The organism is Natronococcus occultus SP4, assembly GCF_000328685.1.
Lineage (GTDB): Archaea > Halobacteriota > Halobacteria > Halobacteriales > Natrialbaceae > Natronococcus > Natronococcus occultus.
In genome coordinates this window covers 124,866-150,239 of sequence record NC_019976.1, presented here as the reverse complement: position 1 = coordinate 150,239, position 25,374 = coordinate 124,866, and the positions used below count along the sequence as shown (strand labels likewise).

Annotated in this window: 25 protein-coding genes and 1 pseudogene; 12 read left to right on the top strand and 14 right to left on the bottom strand. The window is 62.2% G+C overall.

Features of this window, described 5'->3' with window-relative positions:
- Nucleotides 1-45: 45 nt before the first annotated feature.
- From NATOC_RS20230 to NATOC_RS20220, 3 genes are all read right to left on the bottom strand, one after another.
- The gene (locus NATOC_RS20230; RefSeq protein WP_015323357.1) at nt 46-1,200 is read right to left on the bottom strand and encodes a methionine synthase II (cobalamin-independent); all 1,155 of its coding nucleotides are present in this window, start codon (nt 1,198-1,200) and stop codon (nt 46-48) included.
- Between the two features lie 636 nt (nt 1,201-1,836).
- Entirely contained in the window at nt 1,837-4,725 is a 2,889-nt protein-coding gene (locus NATOC_RS20225) for a UvrD-helicase domain-containing protein (RefSeq protein WP_015323356.1), read from the bottom strand.
- Nucleotides 4,718-7,312 carry a PD-(D/E)XK nuclease family protein gene (locus NATOC_RS20220; RefSeq protein ID WP_015323355.1) on the bottom strand — a complete coding sequence of 865 codons (2,595 nt, stop codon included), beginning with the start codon at nt 7,310-7,312 and terminating at the stop codon, nt 4,718-4,720. The genes NATOC_RS20225 and NATOC_RS20220 overlap by 8 nt, the downstream gene beginning before the upstream one ends.
- A gap of 257 nt (nt 7,313-7,569) precedes the next feature.
- Between NATOC_RS20220 and NATOC_RS20215 the strand changes: the two genes are divergently transcribed.
- From NATOC_RS20215 to NATOC_RS20205, 4 genes are all read left to right on the top strand, one after another.
- The gene (locus tag NATOC_RS20215) at nt 7,570-8,559 is read left to right on the top strand and encodes an asparaginase (protein WP_015323354.1); all 990 of its coding nucleotides are present in this window, start codon (nt 7,570-7,572) and stop codon (nt 8,557-8,559) included.
- Between the two features lie 78 nt (nt 8,560-8,637).
- A complete protein-coding gene (locus NATOC_RS20210) occupies nt 8,638-10,161 on the top strand; it encodes an MATE family efflux transporter (protein WP_049888999.1) in 1,524 nt (507 codons plus the stop codon).
- A gap of 90 nt (nt 10,162-10,251) precedes the next feature.
- Nucleotides 10,252-10,416 (top strand): hypothetical protein, encoded by a 165-nt coding sequence (locus NATOC_RS22580; protein WP_015323352.1) that lies wholly within the window; start codon nt 10,252-10,254, stop codon nt 10,414-10,416.
- A 161-nt stretch (nt 10,417-10,577) separates the two neighbouring features.
- Entirely contained in the window at nt 10,578-11,987 is a 1,410-nt protein-coding gene (locus tag NATOC_RS20205) for a carotenoid oxygenase family protein (RefSeq protein WP_015323351.1), read from the top strand.
- Nucleotides 11,988-12,056: 69 nt separating this feature from the next.
- Here the strand turns inward: NATOC_RS20205 and NATOC_RS20200 are convergent, their stop codons facing one another.
- Together NATOC_RS20200 and NATOC_RS20195 are read right to left on the bottom strand one after the other, a co-directional pair.
- Nucleotides 12,057-12,587 carry an HTH domain-containing protein gene (locus NATOC_RS20200; RefSeq protein WP_015323350.1) on the bottom strand — a complete coding sequence of 177 codons (531 nt, stop codon included), beginning with the start codon at nt 12,585-12,587 and terminating at the stop codon, nt 12,057-12,059.
- A 109-nt stretch (nt 12,588-12,696) separates the two neighbouring features.
- Nucleotides 12,697-12,897, bottom strand: a complete 201-nt coding sequence (locus NATOC_RS20195) for a DUF7534 family protein (protein WP_015323349.1) — start codon at nt 12,895-12,897, stop codon at nt 12,697-12,699.
- A gap of 99 nt (nt 12,898-12,996) precedes the next feature.
- On the opposite strand from NATOC_RS20195, the gene NATOC_RS20190 reads away from it, so the two are divergent.
- On the top strand, nt 12,997-13,311 hold the full coding sequence (locus NATOC_RS20190) for a hypothetical protein (protein WP_015323348.1): 315 nt from the start codon (nt 12,997-12,999) through the stop codon (nt 13,309-13,311).
- A gap of 26 nt (nt 13,312-13,337) precedes the next feature.
- Here the strand turns inward: NATOC_RS20190 and NATOC_RS20185 are convergent, their stop codons facing one another.
- The 4 genes from NATOC_RS20185 to NATOC_RS20170 all read right to left on the bottom strand — a co-directional run bounded on the left by NATOC_RS20185 (nt 13,338) and on the right by NATOC_RS20170 (nt 15,720).
- On the bottom strand, nt 13,338-13,586 hold the full coding sequence (locus NATOC_RS20185; protein WP_015323347.1) for a HalOD1 output domain-containing protein: 249 nt from the start codon (nt 13,584-13,586) through the stop codon (nt 13,338-13,340).
- 711 nt (nt 13,587-14,297) lie between these two features.
- A complete protein-coding gene (locus NATOC_RS20180) occupies nt 14,298-14,591 on the bottom strand; it encodes a hypothetical protein (protein WP_015323346.1) in 294 nt (97 codons plus the stop codon).
- 168 nt (nt 14,592-14,759) lie between these two features.
- Complete coding sequence (locus NATOC_RS20175; protein ID WP_015323345.1) at nt 14,760-15,035, bottom strand: PadR family transcriptional regulator; 276 nt, start codon at nt 15,033-15,035, stop codon at nt 14,760-14,762.
- Between the two features lie 103 nt (nt 15,036-15,138).
- Nucleotides 15,139-15,720 (bottom strand): cupin domain-containing protein, encoded by a 582-nt coding sequence (locus tag NATOC_RS20170; RefSeq protein WP_015323344.1) that lies wholly within the window; start codon nt 15,718-15,720, stop codon nt 15,139-15,141.
- A gap of 124 nt (nt 15,721-15,844) precedes the next feature.
- Between NATOC_RS20170 and NATOC_RS20165 the strand changes: the two genes are divergently transcribed.
- Nucleotides 15,845-16,999 carry a pyridoxal phosphate-dependent aminotransferase gene (locus NATOC_RS20165; RefSeq protein WP_015323343.1) on the top strand — a complete coding sequence of 385 codons (1,155 nt, stop codon included), beginning with the start codon at nt 15,845-15,847 and terminating at the stop codon, nt 16,997-16,999.
- On the opposite strand, the gene NATOC_RS20160 is transcribed toward NATOC_RS20165, so the two are convergent.
- The 4 genes from NATOC_RS20160 to NATOC_RS20150 all read right to left on the bottom strand — a co-directional run bounded on the left by NATOC_RS20160 (nt 16,996) and on the right by NATOC_RS20150 (nt 19,991).
- The gene (locus NATOC_RS20160; protein ID WP_015323342.1) at nt 16,996-17,724 is read right to left on the bottom strand and encodes an SDR family NAD(P)-dependent oxidoreductase; all 729 of its coding nucleotides are present in this window, start codon (nt 17,722-17,724) and stop codon (nt 16,996-16,998) included. The genes NATOC_RS20165 and NATOC_RS20160 overlap by 4 nt on opposite strands.
- A gap of 274 nt (nt 17,725-17,998) precedes the next feature.
- Entirely contained in the window at nt 17,999-18,358 is a 360-nt protein-coding gene (locus NATOC_RS22105; protein ID WP_157224718.1) for a hypothetical protein, read from the bottom strand.
- A gap of 704 nt (nt 18,359-19,062) precedes the next feature.
- Nucleotides 19,063-19,533 carry a nucleoside deaminase gene (locus tag NATOC_RS20155; protein WP_015323340.1) on the bottom strand — a complete coding sequence of 157 codons (471 nt, stop codon included), beginning with the start codon at nt 19,531-19,533 and terminating at the stop codon, nt 19,063-19,065.
- 38 nt (nt 19,534-19,571) lie between these two features.
- Nucleotides 19,572-19,991 (bottom strand): VOC family protein, encoded by a 420-nt coding sequence (locus NATOC_RS20150; protein WP_015323339.1) that lies wholly within the window; start codon nt 19,989-19,991, stop codon nt 19,572-19,574.
- A gap of 303 nt (nt 19,992-20,294) precedes the next feature.
- Here NATOC_RS20150 and NATOC_RS20145 point away from each other — a divergent pair, with 303 nt between their 5' ends.
- The 5 genes and pseudogenes from NATOC_RS20145 to phnE all read left to right on the top strand — a co-directional run bounded on the left by NATOC_RS20145 (nt 20,295) and on the right by phnE (nt 23,673).
- Nucleotides 20,295-20,960 carry a metal-dependent transcriptional regulator gene (locus tag NATOC_RS20145; RefSeq protein ID WP_015323338.1) on the top strand — a complete coding sequence of 222 codons (666 nt, stop codon included), beginning with the start codon at nt 20,295-20,297 and terminating at the stop codon, nt 20,958-20,960.
- Between the two features lie 86 nt (nt 20,961-21,046).
- On the top strand, nt 21,047-21,562 hold the full coding sequence (locus NATOC_RS23335; RefSeq protein ID WP_083866658.1) for a PhnD/SsuA/transferrin family substrate-binding protein: 516 nt from the start codon (nt 21,047-21,049) through the stop codon (nt 21,560-21,562).
- Nucleotides 21,496-22,071 (top strand): annotated as a pseudogene (locus NATOC_RS23135) (PhnD/SsuA/transferrin family substrate-binding protein); the annotation flags it as partial. The gene NATOC_RS23335 and the pseudogene NATOC_RS23135, both read left to right, overlap by 67 nt.
- Nucleotides 22,072-22,124: 53 nt before the next feature.
- Nucleotides 22,125-22,853: a phosphonate ABC transporter ATP-binding protein gene (locus NATOC_RS20130; protein ID WP_015323337.1), complete on the top strand. Its 729-nt coding sequence runs from the start codon at nt 22,125-22,127 to the stop codon at nt 22,851-22,853.
- Entirely contained in the window at nt 22,846-23,673 is an 828-nt protein-coding gene (gene phnE, locus NATOC_RS20125; protein WP_015323336.1) for a phosphonate ABC transporter, permease protein PhnE, read from the top strand. The genes NATOC_RS20130 and phnE overlap by 8 nt, the downstream gene beginning before the upstream one ends.
- Nucleotides 23,674-23,880: 207 nt before the next feature.
- On the opposite strand, the gene NATOC_RS20120 is transcribed toward phnE, so the two are convergent.
- Complete coding sequence (locus NATOC_RS20120; RefSeq protein WP_015323335.1) at nt 23,881-24,306, bottom strand: universal stress protein; 426 nt, start codon at nt 24,304-24,306, stop codon at nt 23,881-23,883.
- 200 nt (nt 24,307-24,506) lie between these two features.
- Between NATOC_RS20120 and ric the strand changes: the two genes are divergently transcribed.
- Entirely contained in the window at nt 24,507-25,217 is a 711-nt protein-coding gene (ric, locus tag NATOC_RS20115; RefSeq protein WP_015323334.1) for an iron-sulfur cluster repair di-iron protein, read from the top strand.
- The last annotated feature ends 157 nt before the right edge of the window (nt 25,218-25,374 follow it).

Genomic DNA, 25,374 nt, shown 5'->3' with positions numbered 1-25,374 from the left:
CGAGACTACCGCGGAGCGACGGAAGAGGATAGCGTTTCGGCCGCGTCAGGAACGTCGTTCGGTCGCGATCTCGGCACCCTCGACCAGCGCCTCGAGTTTCGCCCACGCGATCTCGGGGTCGACCATCCCGATGTCGGCCTGTGTGTCGAAACCGCAGTCGGGGGCGGCGACCAGCGGCGTCGAGTCGTCGACGGCCTCGGCGACGCGCTCGAGCCGATCCGCGATCGTCTCGGGGTGGTCGATGACGTTCGTCTTCACGTCGACGACGCCCGGAAGCAACGTCCAGCCGTCCGGGAGCGGCTGCTCGGCGAACGCGCGGTACTCGTGCTGGTGGCGGGGGTTTGCCTGCTCGACGCTCAGTCCCGTGATGTCGGCCTCGTAGATCTCCGGGAGCATCTCGACGAGGTCCGTATCGAGGTGGTGGGGCCCCTCGTAGCTCCCCCAGCAGGTGTGGAGTCGGACCTGCTCTGCGGGAACGTTCGACAGCGCCTCGTTGAGCGCCTCGACGTGGAGCCGGGTGACCTCCTTGACCTCCTCGAGGGGTGCGTCGGCGAAGGCCGCCGTGTGACCGGTAGTAAGGAGCTCGGGCGCGTCGATCTGGATCGTCGCGCCGGTGTCGGCGACAAGCTCGTACTCCTCGGCCATCGCCTCGGCGGCGGCGAAGAGGAACTCGTCGTAGGAGTCGTAGTGGTCGTTGACGTGCGTGGCCGTGACGATGCTGGGCGAGGCTGCGGTCACGAACGTCTCCTCGATATCGGAACCGACGTCTTCGAGTGCCGCCTCGAAGGTTTCGAGTTCGGCCTCGGCCTCGTCGTGGCCCGTGTACTCGACGGGACCGGTAACGACGGGGTGCATCGAGAGGTCGAGGACGTCCGTCTTGAACGTCTCGTCGGCGTAGTCGGGAAACTCCTGGAGGTCCGCCCACAGCTCCTGTTCGCGTTTCCCCTCGATTCCGCTGAGGCGGTCGGCGACGTACCAGTTGAACGAGACCCGGGACTGCTCGCCGTTGTTGATGCTATCGAGCCCGATCGCGGCCTGGCGCTGGACGACGTCCTGGGTGGCCTCGGCGACGGTTGCGTCCCACTCGGCTTCGTCGACGTCCTCGTCGTTCTGGCGGGCCGTCAGCAGCTCGAGCAACGCAGGTGGTCGCGGGAGACTCCCGATGTGAGTCGTCCGGATTCGGTCGTCGGATCCTGTCATCGTGTACTCGTCCGAGTAATATCTCTGTTCTGTATTATAACTCACGGTATTGGCCACTCGATCCGGCGTGAGACCGCCCGAGCGAGAGAGGAGAGTACGAATTCAGTGCAGCGATCTGTGAAGTACCTCGGGGACAAGCCCCGAGGCACTCTCGCTGTATCTCTGTAGAGCCAGTATCTATACGTAGGGTGAAAGGTTCTATGAAATATGGCACGAGAGTCAGAGCTCGATCGCGAGCCGAGCAAAATCGTCAATTTCCTTTATCGACTTCGTCCGGGCGACCGTATCACAGTTACCACGAACACGTCCTGGAGCGATGGACGGACGATGGAGATTCGGAAAGTAACTCTCGAAGAATTGAATGGTAGCGAAGAGTATTACCGGGTTTATGGTGAAGGTCCACGCCAGGATGATGGGTCGTACATACTGATGCCAGAAACGCCTGACAGTAAAGGGAATCATCCTGCACCGGAGGGGTTTCACCGGACCCCGAACTCCGACGCCAGGTATCGAGAGACGACCGGTGGTGCTATTCTGCACATCGAACTCGTTCAGTAAGGCGCTGTTTAGATTCGACGGAGTGAGGTGGGGCTTCCGAGTGCTCCTCGAACCGTCACAACTGCTTTGCTGGCCGATTCACCGGTTGCCGTGGGTTCCATGCTGTCGAACAACACCACGGATTTCGTCACGCGAAAGCGGCTCGATCCGTTCGCGAGTCCCGTCAGCCGTATAGAACAGGCTCGCTGTGACTTCTTTGGCTTCAAACCACTCGGAGAGGACGTGGTAGTAGACGCTGAGTTGCTTTCGGTACTCCGACTGCGCTCGTCGCGTACTGTCGGTCTTGTAGTCGATAACCTGGACCTGCGTCTCCGTTTCGTGGACGAGGTCAGCGATACCGGAGATCGTGACCCGTCGGTCATCGACCTCGAGCGGGAGCGTGACTTGTTCTTCGACGTACAACTCGCCCGGAAGGTCGTCGATGAACGCTTTCACCCGTTGCTCGTGGGCGTTCAACGGCGTTACGTCGTCACCGAGGGCGTACGCCTCGGCGAACTCGTGTACACGAGAGCCGAAATCCCTTCCCCGCGTTTCCGACGCAGGATCGGGACTCGATTCCATCCGTGCTCCGGTTCGTTCGAAGACACTCTCGTCCATCAGCGAATGCGGGGTATGGGCGAGCGGGCCATCGGGAGTCGTCACGGTGAACGGCAGTTCCGCCACAGCCCGGTCGTCCCGACCGAGCGGGTCGATATCGATCTCGGCCTCGCCGACCGTAACTGGCAACGCCTCGAGGAACGTATTGGGATTCTCGCCGCCCGTGAAGACGACGTGCTGTTCGGCTCGTGTGACTGCCACGTACAGTAGCCGTCGCTCTTCGTCGTACTCGGTGGGGAGACATCGACGACGGACGTCGTGTTGCCAGCTATCGTAGACGTGTGGATGTGCTCGGTCCTCGGAGTAGCGCTTCCGTTGACGAAGACCGACTGGTTCCTGATACTGTATCACGCTCGAACCGCCCGAACGGGGCGGGAAACTGCCGCTATTCATGTTCGCCAGGATGACGATCGGATACTCGAGTCCCTTCGCAGCGTGGATCGTCTGAACCGTCACCGAGTTGTCTCCCGAATTGGCGTGGACGTCGACGATACTGCCGTTCTCGATCCCCCGTTCGATAAACTGAATCAGTTCGCCGTGAGTGAGGGTGGTCGAGTCGTACACCGACTGAATCGTATCGAGAAGGGTATCCGCCGTCTCGCCCGTAAAGCCATAGCGATCGAAGAGCCGTCGCGCGACTGCACCGACCGACTCCAACTCCCGGAGTTCGTCCCGGAACGTGGTCAGCTCCGTGGGATACCCCTCCGTCCCCAGCACGTGGTCGATTTCGTCGAGCGTGTACCCGACACGCTCCAACACGACCGCCCAGCCGCGATCAGCGTCCGATTCGAGGACGCGGAGCCAGGCAAGCAGTAGCTTCGCCTGATCGGTCCGGAAGAGTTCGATTCCGCCGTCGTAGGCGACGGGAAAGTCGTACTCGTCGGCGACCTCGAGCAGCTCGCGACCGTAGTCGCGTTTCCGGGTGAACACGGCGACGTCCCGGTACTCCGGCGGGCGGAGTTCACCGTCTTCTGCTTCGACGGCGTAGTCGTCGTTGCCGACGATCTCCTGAACCTTCGAGAGCACCGCTTCGTGTTCGTCGTCGTGTCGAACGCCCTCGACGACGGTGTTGTCAACGGACGCGTTCGCGGCGAGTTCGACGATGTCCTCGTGCGTGGTATCGACGTCCTCGCCGCTCGAAGCTGGCGTCATTATTGCCTCCTCGGAGAGTTCGATGACGGATTCGGTCGATCGGTAGTTCTCCTTCAGTTCGATTCGGGTGAGATCGTCCGTCTCGAAGGATACCCGATCGGTGTCACCGTTGAGATCCGCACTGAACGCCTCGAGACGCTCCTCGAAAGCGCGGATGTTCCGGACGTCCGCGTACTGGAACGAGTAGATGCTCTGTTTCCAGTCACCGACGACACAGAGGTTGTCCGTTCCCGCAAGGAGCAACGCGAGCTTGAACTGGATCTCGCTGGTGTCCTGGAACTCGTCGATCATCACGTACTCGAAGCGGGCTCTTTGCCGAACCTGTGGATCTTCACAGAGCAGGACGAACGCGAACAGCTGGAGGAATCCGAAATTGAGGTAGTTCCGACGCAGCGCGAATTGCAGGTACTCGAAGTAAACGTCGTGGACGAACGCCTTGAGATCAGTGCGATCCTCGTGGAACACCTCGGCTGCGACCTCGTCATCCAGTTGTTTGGTTCCGCGTCCCCCACGGAGTTCCGATTTCGAGGGTGCATCGGGCAGGTAGGTCTTGTTCCGCCCGAAGCGACTCAGGTCGTCACGTAGTTCGGACTGCTTCCGCCCATCGTTGCGTGGCTCGTTCACGTCGTCGAACTGCGCTTTGAACGTCTCGAAGTCACCGTCGAGGTGCGATTCGCCGTCGCGATACCAGCCGTCGGCCGTCGGGAACACCCCCTTCGACGCGAGTTCGGTGACGACGTCGAGCAACTCGTCTGGTGCCGACAGGATCCGGTAGAAGTCGATATACTCGGGGTGAGCGCTCCGGAACTGGTCGAAGAACTCGCGGAACAGCTCGGCTTCGATGAGCTCGTCGTCGATAACTCGCGTCGATCCCGTAATTCGTTCCTCGAGACCGAGATGGGTCGGGGCCGCGTAGCCGTGTTCGTCGAGCAGGTCGTGACAGTGTGAATGGAACGTCTGGATCGGGGCGTCGGCCAACTCGCGGAGAGCGTAGGTACTGTGCTCGCCGATCCGTTCTTTCATCTCGGCGGCGCCGCTCCGGGTAAACGTCGCCAGCAAGATATCGTCCGGTTCGATGTCAGGCTGGTCGACGATCGCCCCGTACCGGCGAGTGATCGCGAACGTCTTCCCCGTTCCAGGGCCAGCGTCGACGTGATAGAGTCCGTCCGTGTTCTCGATGAGTTCCCGCTGTTTCTCGTTGGGTGTCAGCTCAGTCATCGCTCTCACCTTCCAGGAGGAGATCGCGGTTGTCTATCCGCCGGTAGTTCGGCTCTCCGGCAGGGCCATCTACGGGGAACCGTTCCTCGCCGACTCGCCGACGGTTGAGTTCCTCGAGCCGTTCCTCGACGAACGCTTCGAACGCATCGAGGTCCTCGCAGAAGAACGTCCGCTTGCGAACGCCGTTCAGCGCTCGAATCGCCTGATCCGCTCCCTTCTCGGCGTCGACGTCCTCGGAGGTGCCCACGTCGACGGCAGCCGTGAACTCCTCGGCGAACTCGGATGCGCGCAACGCTGCCTTCTCGGTCGTATCTGGGAACGTCAGTTGGCTCATGAGGTCACTGTAGGCCGAATAGCCGAAGTCCTCGAACGTCTCCTGGCAGTCGTTGTAGCCATCGAGCAGCGTCTCGTAGGCGTCACGGGAGCCGACGTACTCGTCGAACGTGAACGGGTAGTACGTGACGGTCGTCAGTGTCTCGTCGAGCTCCGCTTCGCCAGTGATGACGTCGTCGATAGTCTCCAGGAAGTGGAAAAACGTGATCTCGAGCGGTTCGTCGGGACGGATCGCCCGGTAGTAGGTGAGATACAGCGCCGCCTGGAAATTCGGCGTGTCCGCGGGTGGGTCGACCGCCGCACGCTTCACGATCGTGGCGGCCCGTTTCTTGCTCCCGCTTTTGTAATCGAGCAACTGATCCGGTGTCCGGACGAGATCGATCTTGCCCTTCAGGCCGAGCGACTCGTCCTCGAACCACCGTTCCGTCAGCGGGGAGTCGATCGGCTCGCCGAAGTACGCCGCAAAGCAGTTCTCTCCCCGGCCGGTGGTCGGCGTGAGGAAGTCGGTCTCGTCCGATTCGGGACCGTATTCGTCCAGATACGCTACGATCGTCTCCAGTCCGATCCGGTACTTGCGTCGTCGAAGCGGCTCGTCGGCAGCCGTGATGAACGGATCGACGTCCTCGAGCATGACGTCGACGAGATCCGAGCGGTCGGCTGTAGCGACGACGTCGGGATGGTTGACGTAGAACTCGGCGAAATCGTGAAAGAGGGTCCCCTCGACGAACCGTTCCCGATCCGGCGAGTCGACGAGGCGGCTGAAGAAGTACTCCCGTGGGCTGTTGACGTAACTGTTCAGGCTCGACTGGCTGATCGTCTCGACCGTCTCCCGATTGACGTCGATCGGCTCGCGGTCGAAGCCGCTGCCACCGGAACGTGGTCGCCGGCGATGGTCGACTGTCTCGAGGTCGCTGAAGCGTCCGAAGTCGTCCTCGAGAAGGTCGCTAAAGTAGAGACACGGTGTCACTGGCTCGCCTCCAACGGTGTCCTGGACGAGGTAGTACTGGTCGTCGCCGCTCTGGAGTAGTCGCTGAAAGTTGCCGATGTAGCGCTCGAACTGGGTCTGGGAATCGACCCAGGGACGTTTCGGGGCCGAGTGAGTCCAGTCCTTCCCCATCCCGAGATGGAAGACGACCGGTCGGTCGACGTAGGCAGAGGATTTCGCATCGACCAGAAGGACACCCTCGTTCGTTCTGTCGACCGGGATGTCGTACGTCTGCAGGTAGTAGGCCAGTCGATCGACGCCGTCGCTGGTTACGCGGTTATCGCCGATTCCGAGCTCCCGCAGTTCGTCATCGAAGCGCGAGAGCTCGATTCCCGCTTTCGTTGCGTACGCACCGAGGACGTCGGCAAACGTTCGCTCGTCGAGCGAGGCACAGAACTCCCGTACCCAGTCGATGCCGTCGGCGTCGACCGACTCGAGTCGTTTTTCGTTGTGGTCGATCGGAACGTCGATTCCCAGCTGGGAGAGCACTGGGCGGAGGTCGCCGACGGTCGTTTCGGGGCCGCGAAATCCGAGTCGAAGGAGTCGGACGAAGGCTCTGTGGTGCGGATCGTCGACGAATCCAGGACCGCCGTAGAAGGGGACGTCGGCTGCCTCGAGCGCTGATTCGACCAGCGACGAGTACTCACTCCCGCTGTCGAGGACGACCGCGACGTGTTCGGCGTCCGCTGCGGTGATAGTGTCAACGAGTGCGGTGACGATGTCGGTTGCCGACTCGAAGACGTGGAACTCGGGATAGTCGAACGACTCCGCGGTGAACGGGTCGATCCGGTCGAACTCGTCCGGGAGAATACTGCGTTCGAGCGTCGTCAACTGGTCGGAGCCGACGACGGCGACCGACTGCTCGTCGTCGACCGTATACTCGGTGAGCTGTTTGGAGGTCGTTCGCAGGTCAGCCATGATATCGACGACTTCGCGGGTAGTCGTATCGACGTAGGCATCGTACTCGAGGATGGCGTCGAGCCGTCCCTGCTGTTCCCAGCACTGGATGACGTTCCCGACCGCGTAGGCGACTGCCTGCCAGTCGTGATCGGTTCGGTCGACGACCTCGAGAAAGGCGAGCCGGTCTTCGGCCCGTTCGCGCCGGCCAGCAGCGAGGCGCCGGGGCGTGATGGCGAAGCTTCCGAACTGTGGGCTGTCGAGGCGGCGGTTGAGCGCACTCGCGAACGGTGCGTCGGGGACGATAACGAGGTCGTAGTCGTCGACCTCGGTGTAGAGAGTGTCCAGATCTTTCGCTCGTCGGATTGGCACGACTATAGGAGGACAGACAAGTCACAAAAAGTTACTGACCCTGCTCGTCGAAAACGGTGGGGAACACGGCTCCCTCGAGCAGTTGAGTGCTGCCGACGATGGATTCTCTCGCCGGAAAACCACTCGTGTTCGACCAGGTCCTGCCTTCGGAGCACAGCGGTCGTTCGGGAACGCACGATCTTCGACGACCGGGAGGACGGAGTGCCCCGGTGAGGGTGGCCTCTCGAACTAAGTAGTTCCGCCCGAGACGCCAGTACATGCCACACGTACGCGTGTTGAGCACCGGTGGAACGATCGCGTCGACGGATGGGGCGGACGGGGCGACCCCCTCGAAAGACGGCGACGACCTCGTCGCAGCGGTTCCCGGTCTCGAGGACGTCGCGACGATCGACGTCGAGTCGGTCTGTGACGAACTCAGCTTCCACCTCTCGGTTTCGGACGTCGCCGCGCTCGTCGAGGCGGTCGAACGGGCCGACGAGGACGGCGTCGACGGCGTCGTCGTGACCCACGGTACCGACACGATGGAGGAGTCGTCGTACTACGTCGACATGGCGACCGACGCCGACGTGCCGGTCGTGTTCACCGGGGCGCAGCGACCCGCCGACTGGGCGGGAGCCGACGGGCCGGCGAACCTGCTGCAGGCGGTCCGGACCGCGGCCGACGACCGCTTCGAGGACGGCGCGTACGTCGCGTTCGGGAACCTCGTCCACGCCGCCAGATGGGTGACGAAGGCGCGGGCTGGACGGCCGGAGGCGTACGCCTCGCCCGACGCGGGACCGGTCGCGGAGCTCACAGCAGACGGGCTCTCGCTGCGCCGCGAGCCCGGCAGCGAGTCGGTCTCCCTGCCCGCGACCGAGATGACCGCGCGCGTCGAGATGCTGCCCAGCGGGCTCGACGTCGACGCCCGCCAGCTCGAGCGAGCCCTCGAGGACGGCGTCGATGGCCTGGTCCTCGCCGCGAGCGGCATCGGAAACACGACGCCGGCGCTCGGAGACGGCGTCGCGGAGGCAGTCGAGGCGGGCGTTCCCGTCGTCGTCGCGACGCGGTGTTACGACGGCGCCGTCGGCGCCCGGTACGGCGGGCCCGGCGGCAGCCGCACCGTTCGGGAACACGGCACGATTCCGGCGGGCGACCTCCCACCCTGGAAGGCTCGCATCAAACTCGGACTGGCGCTCTCGGCGTTCGACGACCCCGAGGACGCCCGCGGGGCCTTCGAGGCCCAGCGGGGCGTCGTCACGACGGAGTGATCCCGTTCCGAGATCTCGCGGGCCGAAGGAGAAAGCGTTTCCACCGCTGGCCACCGAGACTGCTCCGGAGCCCCTACAGTGAGCCGAAACAGTCGGGATCGATCGGTCGACGTCGTTGACGGCGGGCTGGTGTGGCCCCTGATCGTCCTCTCGGTACCGATCGTCGTCACCAATCTGCTGATGGTCGGGTACAACCTCGCCGACACCTACTGGGTCGGCCGGCTCGGCCAGGCTGGCGTCTCCGCGCTGTCGTTTTCCTGGGCGATCATCTTCCTGGTGATCAGCTTCGGGATCGGCTTCAACGTCGCGGGGACCGTCCTCGTCGCCCAGAACAAGGGTGCCGGCAACCTCGACCGGATCGCCCGGGTCGCCGGACAGACGATTTCGGTCATCTTCGGGCTCTCCGTGCTCGTCGCCGTCGTCGGCGTCGTCCTCGCGCCGACGATGCTGCGGTTCGTCGGCGCCGAGCCCGGAACCCTCGAGTACGAGTACGCGCTGGCGTACACTCGCACGGAGTTCGCCGGGATGCCGTTCATCTTCGCGTTTTTCGTCTTCCAGTCGCTGCTGCAGGGGTGGGGGGACACGCGGACGCCGCTGTATCTCATGAGCTTCAGCGTCGCGCTCAACGTCGCCATCGACCCGTTTTTCATCCTCGGCTTTCAGGACAACGTCCTCTTCGCGTGGTTCGGGCTCGAGGCGCTCGAAGCACAGCTGTTCACGCTGACGGGGTTCGATGGCTGGGCCGTCCAGGGGGCGGCGTTCGCGACGATCCTCTCGCGAGGACTCGCCGCGGCGATCGGAGTCTGGCTGTTGCTCTCGGGACGGGTCGGCATCGAGCTCTCGAGGGGCGACTTCCGGCCCGAACTCGAGACCGTCAAACAGCTCGTGACGATCGGCGCGCCCGCAAGCGTCGAGGTGAGCACGAAGGCGTTCAGTGTGACGATCCTGACCGCGCTGGTCGCGCTGGCCGGCCCCACGGCGGTCGCCGGCTACGGGATCGGCACGCGGGTGACGTCGATGGTCGTGTTGCCGGCGCTGGGGCTCGCCCGCGGCGTCGAGACGGTCGTCGGACAGAACCTCGGCGCGGGACAGGTCGAGCGCGCCGAGCGCGGCGTGTACGCCGCGGCGGGACTCGTCGCCGGCGCCTTCCTGCTTTTCAGCGGCGTCGTCTACGTCCTCGCCGATCCGATCGTCGGGATCTTCATCACGGGGTCGGGCGCGGCCGCGGTGGTGGCCGTCGGCGCCGAGTACCTGCGTATCGTCTCGCTGTCGTTCGTCTTCCTGGGCACCTTCTACATCGTCCAGGGCGCGTTCCGGGGCAGCGGCAGCACGCGAACCGCGATGGGGTTCGCGATCGTCGGCTTCATCGTTCTCCGACCGCTGCTGGCCTACGGGCTGGCCGAACCGCTCGGACTGGGTGCGACGGGCGTGTTCGTCGGCGACGCGCTGACGAACGTTCTCGTCGTCGTCCTGGCCGGACTTCACTTCCTCCGGGGAACCTGGACCGACAGCGTCGTCGAGCCCGACGCAGATCACGGAGCTGAGCCACACCCCGACGACCGATCGCCCGCCGCGACCGGGCCACCGGAGGATCAGGACTGATTCCAACCAGCGTCCTCGATACCGGCCGCACCCGCCTGACCCGGCAGCTGAAAGCCACAGCGGTTAGTGCTCCTCCGAGCATGGGAAGATATGCCGATCTTCTCAGCAGTAAGAAAATATTTCTCCGACGATGAAGAGACGATCTTCGAGTGTCGAAACTGCGGAACGGTACTCGAGGGAGGTGAGTGGGACTGTCCGTCCTGTGGCTCGACCGAGGTCGCGGAGTACGACAGTCTCGAGTACGACGTTCCCTGACTGCCTCCCACGACTGAAGTCGTAGACTTTCTCCCGTTTTCCATGTAGTCAGCTGGGGAACCGAGCCGGCCCCAAGCCACTCGCATCGTTCGGCTCGTAGACGACGGACGAACGTGACGATTCGCCCGAGCGTTCATTACGGTCGGCACTGAAGCGGAGTCGTGACGACACCGACGCTCGGATTCCACTCGCTGACGACCGAGCTCCGTGACCACCGCCTGCCGGTCGAGGGGACGGTTCCCGACTGGCTCTCCGGGACGCTGATCCGCAACGGCCCCGGTCGGTTCGATGTCGGCAACCGCCGCGTCAACCACTGGTTCGACGGGCTCGCGATGTTGCGTCGGTACGCCTTCGAGGACGGACAGGTTCGCTACTCGAACCGGTTTCTCCGCACCGGCGCGTACGGAGCGGCGATACAGGGGCAGCTGTCCGGGCAGTTCGGGACGGACACGCGAGGATGGCGGGACCTTCTCGGGGCGGCGATTTCACCGGGACCACCCGAGCCGACCGACAACGCGAGCGTCCACGTCGCCCGGATCGACGGCGAGTACGTCGCTCTTACCGAGGCTCCCTCCCGGGTGGCCTTCGACCCCGAAACTCTGGAGACCCGCGGCCGCTTCGAGTTCGACGACGACCTCCCCGAACACGTCGCGGCCGCCCACCTCGTCGACGACCCCGTTCGCGACGAACTGGTCGGGTTCACCACGCAGTTCGGGCTGCAGCCCCGGTATCACCTCTACCGGCTTCCCTATGGGAGTCGAACGCGCGAACGCATCGCCGCCGTCGACGCGAACGGCCCGGCGTACGTCCACGACTGTAGCGTCACTGCTACCCACGTCGTCATCGTCGAATCGCCGCTCGTCCTCTCGGCGCTCCGAGCGCTCGATCCGTTCGCCGACGGCCCGATCGACATGCTCGAGTGGCAGCCCGAACGCGGCACCCGCGTCCTCGTCGTCGACCGCGACACCGGCGAGCTCGTGGCCGACCCGACGCTCGATCCGGTCTTCACCTTCCACCACGTCAACGCCTACGTCGACGGCGAAACGGTCGTCCTGGATCTGGTGGAGTATCCCGACGGCGATATCGTCGGATCGATGTCGCTGTCGGAGCTCGACGGCGATGACGAGGGGTTTCCGGCCGTCTCCGACGCCCGCCTGGTACGGTACCGAATCGATCTCCGCGCGAACGCGGTCGAACGGACGCCCCGGTACGACGGCAGCGTGGAGATGCCCCGCGTCGCTCGGTCCGTCGTCGGTCGCCACCACCGCTATGCGTACGGCCAGGCGACCGGTCGCGGCGGAGCCAGCGGGCTCGTCAAGGTCGACTGTGAAACTGGCACTGCCAGGGAGTGGTGGAAGCAGGGGTGCTACGTCGAGGAGCCGGTTCCCGTCCGGCGTCCCGGCGGCGACGCCGAGGACGACGGGGTCGTCCTGGCGACCACGCTAGAGACGAACGCCGAGCGAACGCTGTTGCTCGTCTTCGACGCGGCGACGCTGACGCTCCGGGCGCGGGTGGCGCTCCCTCACGCCGAGCCGTTCGGCTTTCATGGTCGATTCTTCGAGAACGTGTAGCTCGACCCCGGGCGGGCGAGCGGACGGACGTCCCGAGTCGCTTCACAGAGCGGCGACCGCGTCCGAGAGCTACGAGTCGTCCTTTCGGATCGGCGCTTGCAGCTGTTCGACGTCGACGATTACCACGTTGTCCGTTTCGTCGGTAGTGACGACCCGTCCGCCGACGACGAGCGCCGCGACTGGGGAGGGACCGACCACGATCGGATCCCCGTTCTCGAGGTCACGAACGGACTGCTGGAAGTGCAGCTGGGCCCGACACAGATCGGGGTGGTGGACGTTCGTGAAGTCGATCCCGTCGACCGTCGCGTCGACGCGGTCGTAGTCGCGAGCGAGGGTGACCGTCTCGGCGTCGTCCAGCTGCTGTCGATCGAGAACGCTGTAGGCAGCGTCGGTCGGCTCGTAGCCGCCTGCAGGTCCGGCGACGCTCTCGACCAGGCCGAGCGCGGACAGCGTCTGCATCTGGTTGCGGATCGTTCCGGCGTTTCGCCCGGTCTCCTCGGCGACAACCCTCGCGCTGACGGCCGCGTCGGTCGCCTGATACTCGTTGACGAGTGCAGTAAGCGTCGTCCGCTGGCTGTTCGTCAGATCGATCTGGTCCATGTTGGAACGAACGGTGGTTTCTACATACGGGTTGCGTTTGGTCGCTCTCGGATCGTTTCCTTGCGATGGTCCGGCCGATCGGAGCGTCGGTCGAACCGCTTCGACCGTATCACGCTCTGTCCCGCGACGAAACGTCGCCGGTCCGGTACGTCAGGAGGTAGGCAGCCACCGCCCCAACGACCGACAACGGGAGCGCGTACAGAACCAGTGTGAACGGATCGGGCGGCGAGACGATCGCCGCGATCGTAACCGCGACCATCGAGAACAGCAGCGTCGTGGACAGAAACGTCGAGAACGTCCTCGAATGCATGGCGCGTCGATTGCTGGCACGGTAGTATATCCTTTGTGTCGGCGAAACCGACCACCGTCGACACCAAACCATTATAGTCCATGCGCGTCATTGACAGCCATGGTCGAAGCGCACCTCCCGGAGCTCGAGGGCGAGCAGGTCAGGTACAACGGCGATACCTGGGAGTTTACCGGGACGATCGACGTGAAACAGAACGGCAATCGGATCCACGCGGCCGCACGGAAACCCGAGCGAGTACGCGGGAACACCGGCACGCTCAACTTCACGCTCGACGATCCGCCGGCGTCGCTCAATCCGGGCAACCTCGGGAACCTCCGGTGTGAGCTTCAGCAGGCGGCGAACGGAGCGGTACTTCTCGTCGACCGAACCCACACGGCCGACAGCTACACCTTAAACAGTCTGAGCTACGACTGATCGACGTCCCTGGCGACGACCCGATCTCAGTCGATCCTGACGACGGGCTCGTCGCCACACTCGATACGGATCGTGTGCCCGGCGTAGGGAAACTCGATAGTCCCGATCCGTACCGTGTTCCGCTCGGGGTCGGCAAAGATCGCCTCGAGCGCGTCTGGATCGACCGCGTCGAACAGCGGCGGCAGCGCCATCGGATCGACGTCTTCGAGCGTGGCCACGCCGACGACGATCCGTTCGTGGACGTCCTCAGCCGTTTCCGTCAGGGTTTCAGTCATCGTTCTTCGGAACTATATGATTTCGTAAATACTTTTGGCTAATTATTTGTCGGCGGACCGGGTGATCCACTTCCGTCGTCTCCCGATCGCCCGCTTTCTGGTAGCACCGTAGTTCGCCCAGCCATCGAGGTTCTCGTTTTCGGCCAGTCCCTTGTTGGCGAGCGTGTCGAGGTTCGGGTACAGCCATCCGTAGCTGATCCCGGTGTTGGAGTCGCTCTCGAGTTTCGTCTCGATCCTCTGGCTCGACGAGTTGTCGGATCCACGATCACGTCCAGCAGCTCCCCCGCGATATCGTCCATAGTACGTGTGATCGTACAGGTGAGTAGTTCGTTATGTGTGTCTTATGTACTGTTAGCTGGAATGAACACTCTGGGCGAGTCGATACTGCGTGCGTATTCGGTTACCTGGAATCGAGACAGTACCGACGACGTCATCTCGGATCGAGGACGTACCGTACACCCGGCACAATGCTTCGTGCGTTCGGAAACGGCGCCGTACTCCGATCGTTAGGCACCCGTGAGACGGTTTCGGCCGCATCGAACCGTCCGTTCCGTGTGGATTCCCGGGAGAGACAGTCGTTCCACTAGTTCGATAGCAGTACCGAGTTGTCGGTACCGCAACGCAAACGGCTGCATACCGAGGACGGGGACGTCCAGTGGGGTGCTACAGAGACAGAGCGCGACGGCCCACGACGTCAGTCGTGGCAGGACCTCAGTCCTCGGTCCGAGCTGCCGCCGCTAGTCGTTCGGAGAGTTCGCGGGCCTCGTCGGCCGTCAAGCTCGCGTCGACGTGGCCCGTTCCGTGATCGCCCGCCATCGCGTCGACGCTCAAGATGACGCCGTCCTCGGCCGTGTGGACCGACACGTCCGCTCGGTCGGGATAGTCCCGCGGCGGACCGATCTCGAGGTCGTGTTCGCCGCGCGTAACGCCGAACTGGATCTCCTCTGGGCGCTCGAGGTCGAGCGTGTCCGCCGTCTCGGAGTCGTGGTCTGGATCCGTGGACATAGCGCTCACTTACCGCGCCGGAAACTTGGCTGTACTGCCGGCGGGGGAGGCGGTCACCCCTCGTCTCGGAACGCCGCTTCCTGGCGGTGCTCGCCGAACGCGATCGCGTTCGGCTGCGATACGCCTCGGTGAAGGCGCCGGCGACTGGTCGGAGCCGCGGGTCGGGAGTTACGTGTCGGCGTACTGTTGCTCCCAGTCCCGTCGATCCCGAATCGCTTGCTCGCCGTCCTCGGTGATGGCGTAGTAGTTCGTTCGCCGATCGAGTTCACCTTTCTCGACCAGCTCCTTGTTGACGAGCGTGTCGAGGTTCGGATACAACCGTCCGTGGTTAATCTCGGAGCTGTAGTAGCTCTCGATCTCGGCCTTGATATCCTGGCCCGACGGTTTGTCGGCGCCCGCGATCACGTACAGCAGGTCCCGCTGGAAGCCGGTAAGGTCGTCCATCCCATCGTCGAATTCAACGAATAAGTATTTGACATCTTTCCCGCATCGAATTGTATGTTCGCGGGCTGTGAAAGTAATCGCGAACCGAGGACGGAAACGCAGCTCACCGGGAGGTGCTCGAGGCGACGCCGTCGGCGTCCGACCTCGAACCGTCGGGCACTCCGTAGCCGAACGCGTTCCCTACCGTCGCGAGTACCGGAACGACCACGCGACGGACCGGAGCCGGGATGTCCGCCGGACGCATCTCGTCCCGGTACTCGTGGAGCAACGCCGCACCCACCAGCGGGTTGGCGGGCATCCCGTCGGCGTCGAGTCCGTCCTCGCGGTCGAGCGCGACCATCGCCCGGAGGAAGTCCGCGAACCGCAGCGCCGGGAGGTGCTCGGTCGTCATCCGGAGGACGCCGTCGCTGGCGTTCCAGAAGGTGTGGGGCGTGCCGGCGGCGACGCCCTCCTCCTCGCCGGGCTCGAGTACGAACTCCTCGCTTCCGACCGCCAGCCCCAGTCGTCCCTCGTGGACGAGGAACCGCTCGTCCTGTTTCGGGTGGCTGTGGAGCGGTCGTCTCACGCCGGGATCGAGGGTCGTCTCGATTCGCAGCGACTCGCCGTCGGTCTCGTCCAGAACGAACCGCTCCCCGAAGCTGGTCTCGAGTGTCGGTTCCGCGCCGTCGGGATCGGACGTACCCATCGGAGCTCACCATATTGTTGTATGCTACCAACCAACATAGAATTTGTTGCGGCTAGCTCGCTATCGACGGGAACGTGATTTCCGGCATCCGATCCCTTTTGCCCGCGATCGCCGTGGCTAGGGTATGCCGACGCCAACAGCACGGGTTCGTCGGACCGAGCGCTCGAGCATCCGCGTTATGTTCGACCTCGCGGAACGCCACGACGGCGACCTCGTCCGTCTCGAGGTCGGCGAACCCGACTTCGACACACCTGCACATGTCGTCGACGCCGCCGCGAGCGCCGCCCGCGACGGCGAGACCCACTACACGTCGAACGCGGGGTTGCCCGCGTGTCGACGCGCGATCAGCGACACGCTCGCCGAGGGGTTCGACGTCGTCCACGATCCCGACGAGATCGTCGTCACCACCGGCGGAATGGAGGCGCTGCACCTGGCAACGATGGCGACGGTCTCGCCCAGCGAGGAGCTGCTGGTTCCCGGCCCGACCTGGCCCAACTACGAGACCCAGGCGTCGCTCGCCGACGGTACCTTCCGCGAGGTCCCGATGCCCGCCGAGTCGGGGTTCGACCTCGAGGCCGACCGCGTCCTCGAGGCGATGAGCGACGACACCGCCGCGGTCGTGCTCACGACACCCTCGAACCCGACCGGTCGCGTCTTCGATCCCGACGAGTGTCGCGCGGTCGTCGAGGCCGCCGCTGACCACGACGCCTACGTGATCGCCGACGAGGTCTATCTGGGGCTGACCTACGACCGCGAGCCCGAGGGGATCGCCGCCTACACGGATCATCCCGACCACGTCCTCACGGTCGGCTCCTGCTCGAAGGCGTACGCGATGACGGGCTGGCGGCTGGGCTGGCTCGCGGGCGACTCCCACCTGATCGACGAGGTCGTCAAGATCCGCGAGTCGACGACAGCCTGTGCCTCAAGCGTCGCCCAGCACGCCGCGATCGCCGCGCTCACGGGCCCCCAGGAGCCGTTCGAGGAGATGCGCGGCGCCTTCCGTCGCCGTCGCGACCTCGTCGTCGATCGGATCGGCGAGATCGACGGCCTCTCGTGTCCGCGCCCGGAGGGCGCGTTCTACGCGTTTCTCGACCCCGGTATCGACGACGACAGCCTCTCGATCGCGAAACACCTGCTGCAAGAACACGGCGTCGTCCTCGCGCCCGGGAGCGGGTTCGGCGAGACGGCGCCGGGGCGGCTGCGGCTGTCGTTCGCGAACTCCGTCGACCGCCTCGAGGACGGACTCGATCGGCTCGAGGACGGACTGCGGACGTACTAGCCCATTCGCTCCCCGCCGTTCACGTTCAGCGTCTCGCCCGTGACGAACGTCGCGTCCCGGAGGTAAGCGATCGCGTCGGCGATGTCCTCGGGCTGGCCGTACCGATCGACCGGAATCGCCGCCAGCTCCTCGCGTTGCTCCTCGGGAGTCCGATCGGCCGTCATGTCGGTCTCGACGTGGCCCGGCGCGACCGCGTTCACCCGAACGTCGGGCGCGAAATCCGACGCGTGGCTCCGGGTCAGCGAGAGCAACGCCCCCTTCGAGGACGCGTAGTGACACTCGATCGCCGCGCCGGTGTGGGCCAGAATCGAGGCGACGTTCGTCACCGAGGGGTCGTCGGTCGATCGCCGAAGGTGGGGCAGCGCCGCCTTCGTGACGTTGAACGCCGAGTTGACGTTGACGTCCATGATCCGATCGAAGTCGGCGGGGGCGAGGTCCTCGGTGCGGACGTGCTGATCGATCCCCGCGTTGTTGACGACGTGGTCGAGCCCGCCGAACGCCTCCGCTGCGGTCTCGACCAGTCGAGCGGCCGCGTCGGGATCCGAGACGTCGGCTCCGACGGCGACCGCTTCCTGTCCGCGAGCGCGGATCGCCTCGGCGACTCGGTCGGCGGCGTCCTCGCTCGAGCGGTAGTTCACGGCGACGTCGTAGCCGTCTTCGGCGAACCGAAGCGCGGTCGCCTTCCCGATACCTCTGGACGATCCGGTGACGACTGTGGCTGGCACGGTCCGAACTGGCGACCGGAAGCGACTTGCCTGTTCCGACCGCCGCCGTGATCGGGGCCGCGACCGCGCCGGCGAACTCAAGCGTCGTATCCGCCCGTTATTTACAACCTAGTCAGGTGGTGAAGAATAAACCAATACGCAGAAATATGTAAAAAAGTCGTATTGGAGATAGCGGATCTATACAACCTCTCGGAGGCGGCTTGTTCGTGAGGGTGGTATAGAACGGTCCTCATACCTCTCTTCGACTACCCGACGAACGGAACGTACAGATCACCTACTCAACAACTTCCCTATGAATTTCGTTGAGCGTCTCTTCAAGCGCCTGCTGACGCTGCTCAAGTGTTGCAATCCGCTCACGGAGGACGGCATCGGATCTGGTCTTTGATGGAGCATGAGACTGACGGGCTGAACTGTCACGGTCCCTGGGGAACCGATTTGACGGTTCTACCAATGATCTGGGGGTCGGAGACTGGGTTTCCTTCTCCGGATCTGCTAACTTCGGATCCGTCCGAAACGTTTGCTCCCACCCGTTGAGCCAGAGTTCGTAGGCGTGAGAATAGTGTTCCACAGCGTCGGCGCTCGCTTTTAACCCATCGATGAATGCTTGTTGTGTTTGAATGTATGTATTGCTCATATCCCGATACTGGTTCACAGCAGCAGTAAACGCTTCCCACCCCGTAGAAGGGGTTTGGTGAGGGTCTTTCATTCCGAATTGGATGTCAACGAGACCCAGTATATTGGTTTCCCATATTACATATAGGGTATATCCGGCACGTTTTAAATAGTTATATTATATCTCCAAGGAAGGAATAATTGCAGGAAGTGTGGCGATCTTCTACTTCGACGTAGTGAGCGGTTATTGGCACTGATGGATGAATAGGGGCCATGGAGAGTGTTGATCTCGCTCCGGGCAGAACGGATATTCATAGTATTTCTGTAATTCGAGTGAAGAGACCGCATGAGACTCTCAACAGTACTGATCAGAAGGAGGATTCATCTGATCGTGATACCAATTCCAATTCTGACGTTAGTTAGAGTGATTCTTGGATGGTGTGTTACATACCTATTTTTCAAAACGTCGTCATATACTTTCGTTAGTTATACTGAGTTGTCGTGAGTGGTATGCACACCTACGCAACGCTCAGAACGTCTCGAATTCAGCACGACGAGAGACAAACCCCGTCTTACCGATCGTATCAGGTTCTAATAACAGATTCTCAGATTTCTATCTAAGATTAGAATCTTAGAGTAGTTTCGAGGCCAGCGAGACGGTGAATACTGGTAGAGTTACAGATAACGAGAGACCGATACGATCGGAAGCGCGACCGAAGAGAGCGGTCAGTCTTCTGTCGCCGACCAGTTGAACTCCTCGTGGACCCGTCGGCCTTCTTCGTTCAACACGGGCCCGAGGACGTCGGTGACGTCCTCGAGAATCGTCGCTGCGCGGACCGGTGGCTCGTGGCCGGTGACGGCACCGATCTCGTCGCCGCCGACGCTGTAGACGACCCGATCGAACCCTGCCCGAATCATGCCGCCGGCACACATCGGACACGGCTCCGTGCTGGTGTACATCACCGTCTCGGCTCGCTCTTCGGGTTCGAATTCCCGGCACGCGCGGTAGGCGAGGTGGAGCTCGGGGTGACGGCGAACGTCGTTTGCAGTCACCACTCGGTTCGACGCTGACGCGACGACCTCGTCGTCGCGGACGAGGACGCTGCCGAACGGTCGGTCGCCGCGGTCGGCGGCTTCGCGGGCGAGGTCGAGCGCACTGTGCATGTGCGAGTCGTGATCGAAATCATCGACGTCCATGCGGCCGTGTTCACGCGACTGGGTCAAAAGGGATCGGCCTATTCGCTCGAGTCGTCCTCGAGGTATTCGATGAGTTCGATCCGAATATCGCCGGGGGCGACGAAGAAGGCGATCCGCTTGTCGCCGTAGACCGCGGGCTCCATGACGATCTCGACGCCGTCGTTGGCCAGTCTCGCGAAGGTGTCCTCGATGCCGTCCTCGACGACGTAGCCGAAGTGGAGGAATCCGGGCGGTTGTTCCTCGACGAGCCCTGCGGCCTCGTAGGGGGCCTGATCGAAGAGGTAGACGCGCTTGTCGGCGATCCCGAGGACGACCGCGTCGACGGCGAACTGGTCGTCCGACTCCGCGGCTCGGCGGCGTTCGAGGACCTCGGCATCCAAGTGCTCGCGGTAGAACTCCGCGGCTGGTTCCGGATCCTCGACCTTGATCGCGACGTGGAAGAACGATTCGAGCTCCATAGCGGCTTCTGTACGGCCGTTCGGATTAATCTAGCCCAACAGAAAGAGCGCGTCGTAGAACTACTCTCGTGGGATTATTTTCACTCTCATTTCGGGGAACCAGCCGTTACGTAGGGATGCTTATTGAACGCGAACATCCTACCAAGACTGAGAGATATTCAAAATGCCGTGCTGGATACAGGATACGGATTTACAGCAAAATCTCTAACAACTACAGGTGCTCTCTACGGAGCCTTCTTAGTTTGATGAAGAATAACTATAGATTAGCCTCATCTAATACAGACACTGAGGCCCAGCGCCGTCATGGAAGATTACTCCAAGGCAATTTACCATCTTCAGCAAGAAACTGACGACGAGGTACGCACCTCGGAGATCGCCGACCATCTTGACGTGACAGCGCCCACCGTGTCGAATATGCTCGACAAACTCGAAGATCAGGAACTGATCAACCGCGAGAAGTATAAGGGTGTCTCATTGACGCTAGATGGCGAACAGGTCGCTCTCGAAGTTATCCGGAATCATCGGCTACTTGAATCATATCTGACTGAACACCTTGATTACTCATGGGCTGACGTCCACGACGAAGCAGATCGACTCGAGCACCACATCAGTGATGAGCTCGCTGCCCGGGTAGCCGCGACACTCAACGATCCGGAGACGGACCCCCACGGTGCTCCGATCCCCAATTCGACGCTCGAACTCCCGGACAAGCACGTCGAAAGCGTACTCTCGGAGTTTGAGGAAGAGGCGATGATTGTTGAACAGGTGAGTGACCGTGATCCGGAGGTTCTCGAATACCTCTCCGAACATGGGATCGATCTTGGAACTGAACTCGTGATTCGGAAGGTTACACCATTCGGGCTGTATACGCTCGAACCTGTCGAGGGTGGTGAGTCAGTTTCATTGCCTGAGTATGTTGCTCAGTCGGTACGCGTCGCTTCGGTAGAACTCGCGTATATCCAACATTAGAGTACGTCTAAGGATCATTCTTTATTAGATCGACTCTAGGGAATGGATCGGCAAAGCTTTAGTTTAGATAGGTCAAATAATACTCAATGCAACCCGCTCTCGATTCGGATACGATAGGTATCTCGCGTCGAGCCGTGCTCACGACGGCTACTGGCGTCACCGCAGCTGGGCTGGCTGGCTGTCTCGGCAATAATGACGGATCCGAAGGGCAAGGAGACGATGACGACCACGACAACCCTGATGTCTCCGATGAGGTTGTCTTCGCTATCGAGGCGCAAGATGGTCCAGCAGACATCGAACGTGATTGGGAGCCCTTGGCCGAGTGGATCGAGTCTGAAACTGGTGTCCCGACCAGCATCGATACAGTCCCTGACGACAGCGCAGCTATCGGAGCGCTTGCGACAGGACAAGCTCACGCGTCGTATCTAAGCGGAGGTCCCTCATGGGTCGGGTGGAACGAGCACGGTTTTGAACGCTCGCAGTTGAGGCCGACGAGGATGGGCAGCCGTATTACGTTGCGGCGGCCTACACCCGCTCTGACACCGGCGTCGAAACGATGCGCGATGCCGAAGGTGTTGACAGCGCCCACACGGGAGATTTGACGGGTGCAGGCATGCTGGTTCCGACTGCGTATCTCGCCGAAGAGGGACTGGTAGAATTCGACGAGGGCGATGACGTGACAGCGATTCGTGAGGCCGTTGAGGAGTACTTCGGCGATCCAGTCGTCGGTGGCGGATACGTCGGTGCGCTCCAGGCGCTCTCCGAGGAACAAGCAGATATCGCGTTCGGACGAGCCACCACGCCAGAAGAGTACTGTGACGGCGACGATGCGGAGGAGTGGTGCCTGGATCTGGACGAATATGAGATCGTCGAGGAATTCACGCAAGTGCCAAGCCATCCAGTGCTGGCCAGCTTGGAGGCAACGGACGCGGAGAAAGAACTGCTCGAAGATGCGCTCCTCGCGCTCAACGACGACCCAGACGGTCAGGAGATCCTCGAAGACGTCTTCGATGTCCACGAACTCCAAGAAGCGACATCGGAAGAGCATCTCGGCCCGTACGGCGAACTGATCTCGAACCTGCCCGGCATTGAAGATCACCTGATTGAATAGAGCAATGACATCGGTACCGACCCGTAAAACCACAACGCTGCCGTGAAATTACTGTGACTCGATCATCACCACCGATCCGCTGTCGAGGACTCTCCGTCGGATACGACGAGGACCCCGTCCTCGAAGACCTCTCGTTCACGGTCGGGAACGGCTCTACAGTAGCGCTCGTTGGCCGGAGCGGCTGTGGCAAGACGACGCTGCTCAAGACTCTCGCCGGGATTCTCGACCCGCTCGACGGTGAAGCCACCGTCCTCAGCACCAGTCTGCCGCAGTCCCCGCCGCCTGGTGAGTTAGGATACATCCCACAAAGCCTGGGACTTGTGATGCACGAAACGGTCCTCACGAACGTCCTTCATGGAAGGCTCTCAGATCTCGGGAGGATGCGAAGCCTGCTCGGACGCTTCCCGGCAGATGCCAAAACCGAAGCACGAGAAGCGATCGAACGGGTCGGCCTCGATGGGTACGAACAGAGCCGAGTAAAAGAGCTGTCGGGTGGGCAACGGCGACGCGTGGCCATCGCTCGTGCCTTTGTCCAAGAACCTCGCGTGTTGCTGGCCGACGAGATGCTCTCTGAACTCGATGGAGAGACCGCTCAGTCAATTGTAGACTGTCTTGTCACACTCCAGCAGGAGACGGGAATGTCTGTGGTCATCGTTGAGCACAACCTTGACGTGGCGAAGGACATCTCGGATACAGTTCTCAGGTTGGGAGCCGGAGGAATCGAAGATCGAATAGAATCTGTGAGTACACGCGAGCCGGTAACACAACAGAGCCATGAGTAATGTAGATCGGACGATCTCCGCCGCGGCGTTGCGAACTCGCCTCAAAACGTTCGGTAGACCCCTGCTCTTCATCCTTGTCTTCGTCCTGGCGGTCTGGAGCATCTGGATATTGGAACTCCATCAGACCGACTTCTCGGGCGGCGCTGATGGCCTGACGTTCCTGTATGGGGCTGCGATCCCGCCGGAAATGAGCGTGCTGGAGGTCGGGCTCCGAGGGCTTCTTGAGACACTGTATATCGCATACGTGGGGACACTGTTTGGGGTTCTTCTGAGCTTGCCAGTGAGTTTAGTCGCGAGCCGAAACCTCTTCCCGTGGTATCTCACCCTCCCTGCACGGTGGTTTCTGGCGGTGCTTCGCGTCCTCCCGAGCATCCTGTGGGCAGTAATTTTCGTCATCCTCATCGGGACGGGACCAGCAGCAGGCGTGTTTGCGATTACACTCTATACGATTGGATTTATAGGCAAGCTTGAATACGAGGCGTTCGAAGGGCTCGATAACGAGCCTATAGAAGCTGTCTCTTCCTTAGGCGCAACTCGGCTTCAGATACTCCGCTTTGTAGTGCTCCCCCAAGCAATTAACTCACTGATCAGTCAAACAATGTTCATGTTCGAGTATAATGTGCGGCATGCCGCCGCAATCGGAATCGTTGGCGCAGGCGGCATCGGCTACTACATCATGGGATACCTCGACTTCCTGCAATACGATAGGGTGATTGTGCTGCTTGCAATCGTATTTCTGGCAGTATTAGTGATCGACGAACTCAGCTACCGGTTACGCTCATTTTTCCTTGGCGACACGAGTACAAGTCTCAGCAAATAAATCCTCCTGTGATCCATATATTGTCTTGACAGGATTTGAATGGATTTTGGCCTACAGTGTTCCACTTTCACCTGTACGTATCTCGGGTAGTTGAAGGGAGGCATACGAACCGTTCTATGACACGCTCTAACAGAAAATGTACCGTGACCGATCGAAAACGATCGTGAACCGCGGAAAACGCCGATTCGGAGCCGAACCGTCACTGCGCTAGCGAACGACGACCACCGGCGTCGGCGACCGACGGACGACGTTTTCGGCCACGCTGCCGAGCAGGATCCGCGAGACGCCCTCGCGGCCGTGGCTTCCGAGGACGATCGAGTCGTACTCGCCGTCGGTGGCTCGGCCGACGATAACGTGGTCGGGCTCGCCGATCTCGAGTTCGGTCTCGAGCTCTCGATCCCGGTCCGCAGCCGTCGCCACTGCCTCCTCGAGGAACTCACGGCCGCGCTCTTTGGCCCTCTCGGCGTCGGGAATCCTGGCTTCCGGGTCCTCGAACGAGCCCCAGTAGCCTCGCGGCGCCGGAACGACGTACAGCGCGGTGATTTCGGCGTCCGGGAACGTCTCGAGGGCGTACTCGAGTGCCTGTTCGGACGGTTCCGAGCCATCGTACGGAAGGAGGATGCGTTCGGTCATACACGACCGTACGTCGGCGATCGGCATAATAAGGGTTGATCAGCCTCAGTCGCTGGGATTCGACCCAAAGAACGATACCGGTCGAACGAGGTTCGAGGCCGATGATTCGATCACAACCCGGGCGAACGTATTCGGGAGAAACGGCTTCGACGAACGGACGGACGTTCCACGTACAGCGCGGACGAACGGATCCCATCACTATGACCACGACTACAACGATCGACCCCGAAGCCTCGCTCGGACGGCTCGTCGGCGACTACCCGGAGTTCGCGGCCGTCTTCGAATCGCTCGGCATCGACTACTGCTGTGGCGGCGACACCTCGCTGCGACGGGCTTGCGATGAGAACGGCCTCGAGGTCGAGGCCGTCCTCGAACGACTGGCAACGACGGACTCGACCGACGACGTCGCACCGGCAGAGGCGTCGATCACGGAGCTCATCGACGACGTCGTCGAAACGCACCACGACTACCTGCGCGCCGAACTCCCTTCCCTCGAGCGGATCGTCCGGAAGGTTGCCCGCGTCCACGGCGACACCCACCCCGAACTCGAGTCGATCGAGGCGACGTTTCTCGAGCTTCAGGAGGAGGTCACCCACCACATCGCCGACGAGGAGGAGAACGTCTTCCCCGAAATCCGGAACCTCGAGGACGGCGCGCCACTGACCGCCACGGAGGAAGCGCGGATCCGCGAGGCGATCGACCACCTCGAGTCGGAACACGACGCCGCGGCCGCCCGCCTCGAGGAGATACGGACCCTGAGCGACGAGTATGCCGTCCCGTCGGACGCCTGCACGAGCTACCGGAACGCGCTCGATCGCTTGCAGCTTCTCGAGGAGGATATGCACCGACACGTCCACAAGGAGAACAACGTTCTCTTTCCGAAGGCCGAGCAGGCGCTCGAGAGCTGCTGACACGGGATACTGTCCGATTCCCGGGTACGTCCCCGATCCGTCGGGCGCGCCCGACACTCCGATAGCGATCCGTCCGAGCGCGAATCCGGATCCTGACGGGTCGCTTTCGACCGAGATCAGCGAGTGACAGCCGCACAAATATACAACTGGCTCGAAC

What these genes read in the sequence shown, in the direction of transcription:
- NATOC_RS20230 (WP_015323357.1), bottom strand. Translation starts at nt 1,200, where the DNA reads ATGACAGGATCCGACGACCGAATCCGGACGACTCACATCGGGAGTCTC.
- NATOC_RS20225 (WP_015323356.1), bottom strand. Translation starts at nt 4,725, where the DNA reads ATGACTGAGCTGACACCCAACGAGAAACAGCGGGAACTCATCGAGAAC.
- NATOC_RS20215 (WP_015323354.1), top strand. Translation starts at nt 7,570, where the DNA reads ATGCCACACGTACGCGTGTTGAGCACCGGTGGAACGATCGCGTCGACG.
- NATOC_RS22580 (WP_015323352.1), top strand. Translation starts at nt 10,252, where the DNA reads ATGCCGATCTTCTCAGCAGTAAGAAAATATTTCTCCGACGATGAAGAG.
- NATOC_RS20200 (WP_015323350.1), bottom strand. Translation starts at nt 12,587, where the DNA reads ATGGACCAGATCGATCTGACGAACAGCCAGCGGACGACGCTTACTGCA.
- NATOC_RS20195 (WP_015323349.1), bottom strand. Translation starts at nt 12,897, where the DNA reads ATGCATTCGAGGACGTTCTCGACGTTTCTGTCCACGACGCTGCTGTTC.
- NATOC_RS20190 (WP_015323348.1), top strand. Translation starts at nt 12,997, where the DNA reads ATGGTCGAAGCGCACCTCCCGGAGCTCGAGGGCGAGCAGGTCAGGTAC.
- NATOC_RS20185 (WP_015323347.1), bottom strand. Translation starts at nt 13,586, where the DNA reads ATGACTGAAACCCTGACGGAAACGGCTGAGGACGTCCACGAACGGATC.
- NATOC_RS20180 (WP_015323346.1), bottom strand. Translation starts at nt 14,591, where the DNA reads ATGTCCACGGATCCAGACCACGACTCCGAGACGGCGGACACGCTCGAC.
- NATOC_RS20175 (WP_015323345.1), bottom strand. Translation starts at nt 15,035, where the DNA reads ATGGACGACCTTACCGGCTTCCAGCGGGACCTGCTGTACGTGATCGCG.
- NATOC_RS20170 (WP_015323344.1), bottom strand. Translation starts at nt 15,720, where the DNA reads ATGGGTACGTCCGATCCCGACGGCGCGGAACCGACACTCGAGACCAGC.
- NATOC_RS20165 (WP_015323343.1), top strand. Translation starts at nt 15,845, where the DNA reads ATGCCGACGCCAACAGCACGGGTTCGTCGGACCGAGCGCTCGAGCATC.
- NATOC_RS22105 (WP_157224718.1), bottom strand. Translation starts at nt 18,358, where the DNA reads ATGAGCAATACATACATTCAAACACAACAAGCATTCATCGATGGGTTA.
- NATOC_RS20155 (WP_015323340.1), bottom strand. Translation starts at nt 19,533, where the DNA reads ATGGACGTCGATGATTTCGATCACGACTCGCACATGCACAGTGCGCTC.
- NATOC_RS20150 (WP_015323339.1), bottom strand. Translation starts at nt 19,991, where the DNA reads ATGGAGCTCGAATCGTTCTTCCACGTCGCGATCAAGGTCGAGGATCCG.
- NATOC_RS20145 (WP_015323338.1), top strand. Translation starts at nt 20,295, where the DNA reads ATGGAAGATTACTCCAAGGCAATTTACCATCTTCAGCAAGAAACTGAC.
- NATOC_RS23335 (WP_083866658.1), top strand. Translation starts at nt 21,047, where the DNA reads ATGCAACCCGCTCTCGATTCGGATACGATAGGTATCTCGCGTCGAGCC.
- phnE (WP_015323336.1), top strand. Translation starts at nt 22,846, where the DNA reads ATGAGTAATGTAGATCGGACGATCTCCGCCGCGGCGTTGCGAACTCGC.
- NATOC_RS20120 (WP_015323335.1), bottom strand. Translation starts at nt 24,306, where the DNA reads ATGACCGAACGCATCCTCCTTCCGTACGATGGCTCGGAACCGTCCGAA.
- ric (WP_015323334.1), top strand. Translation starts at nt 24,507, where the DNA reads ATGACCACGACTACAACGATCGACCCCGAAGCCTCGCTCGGACGGCTC.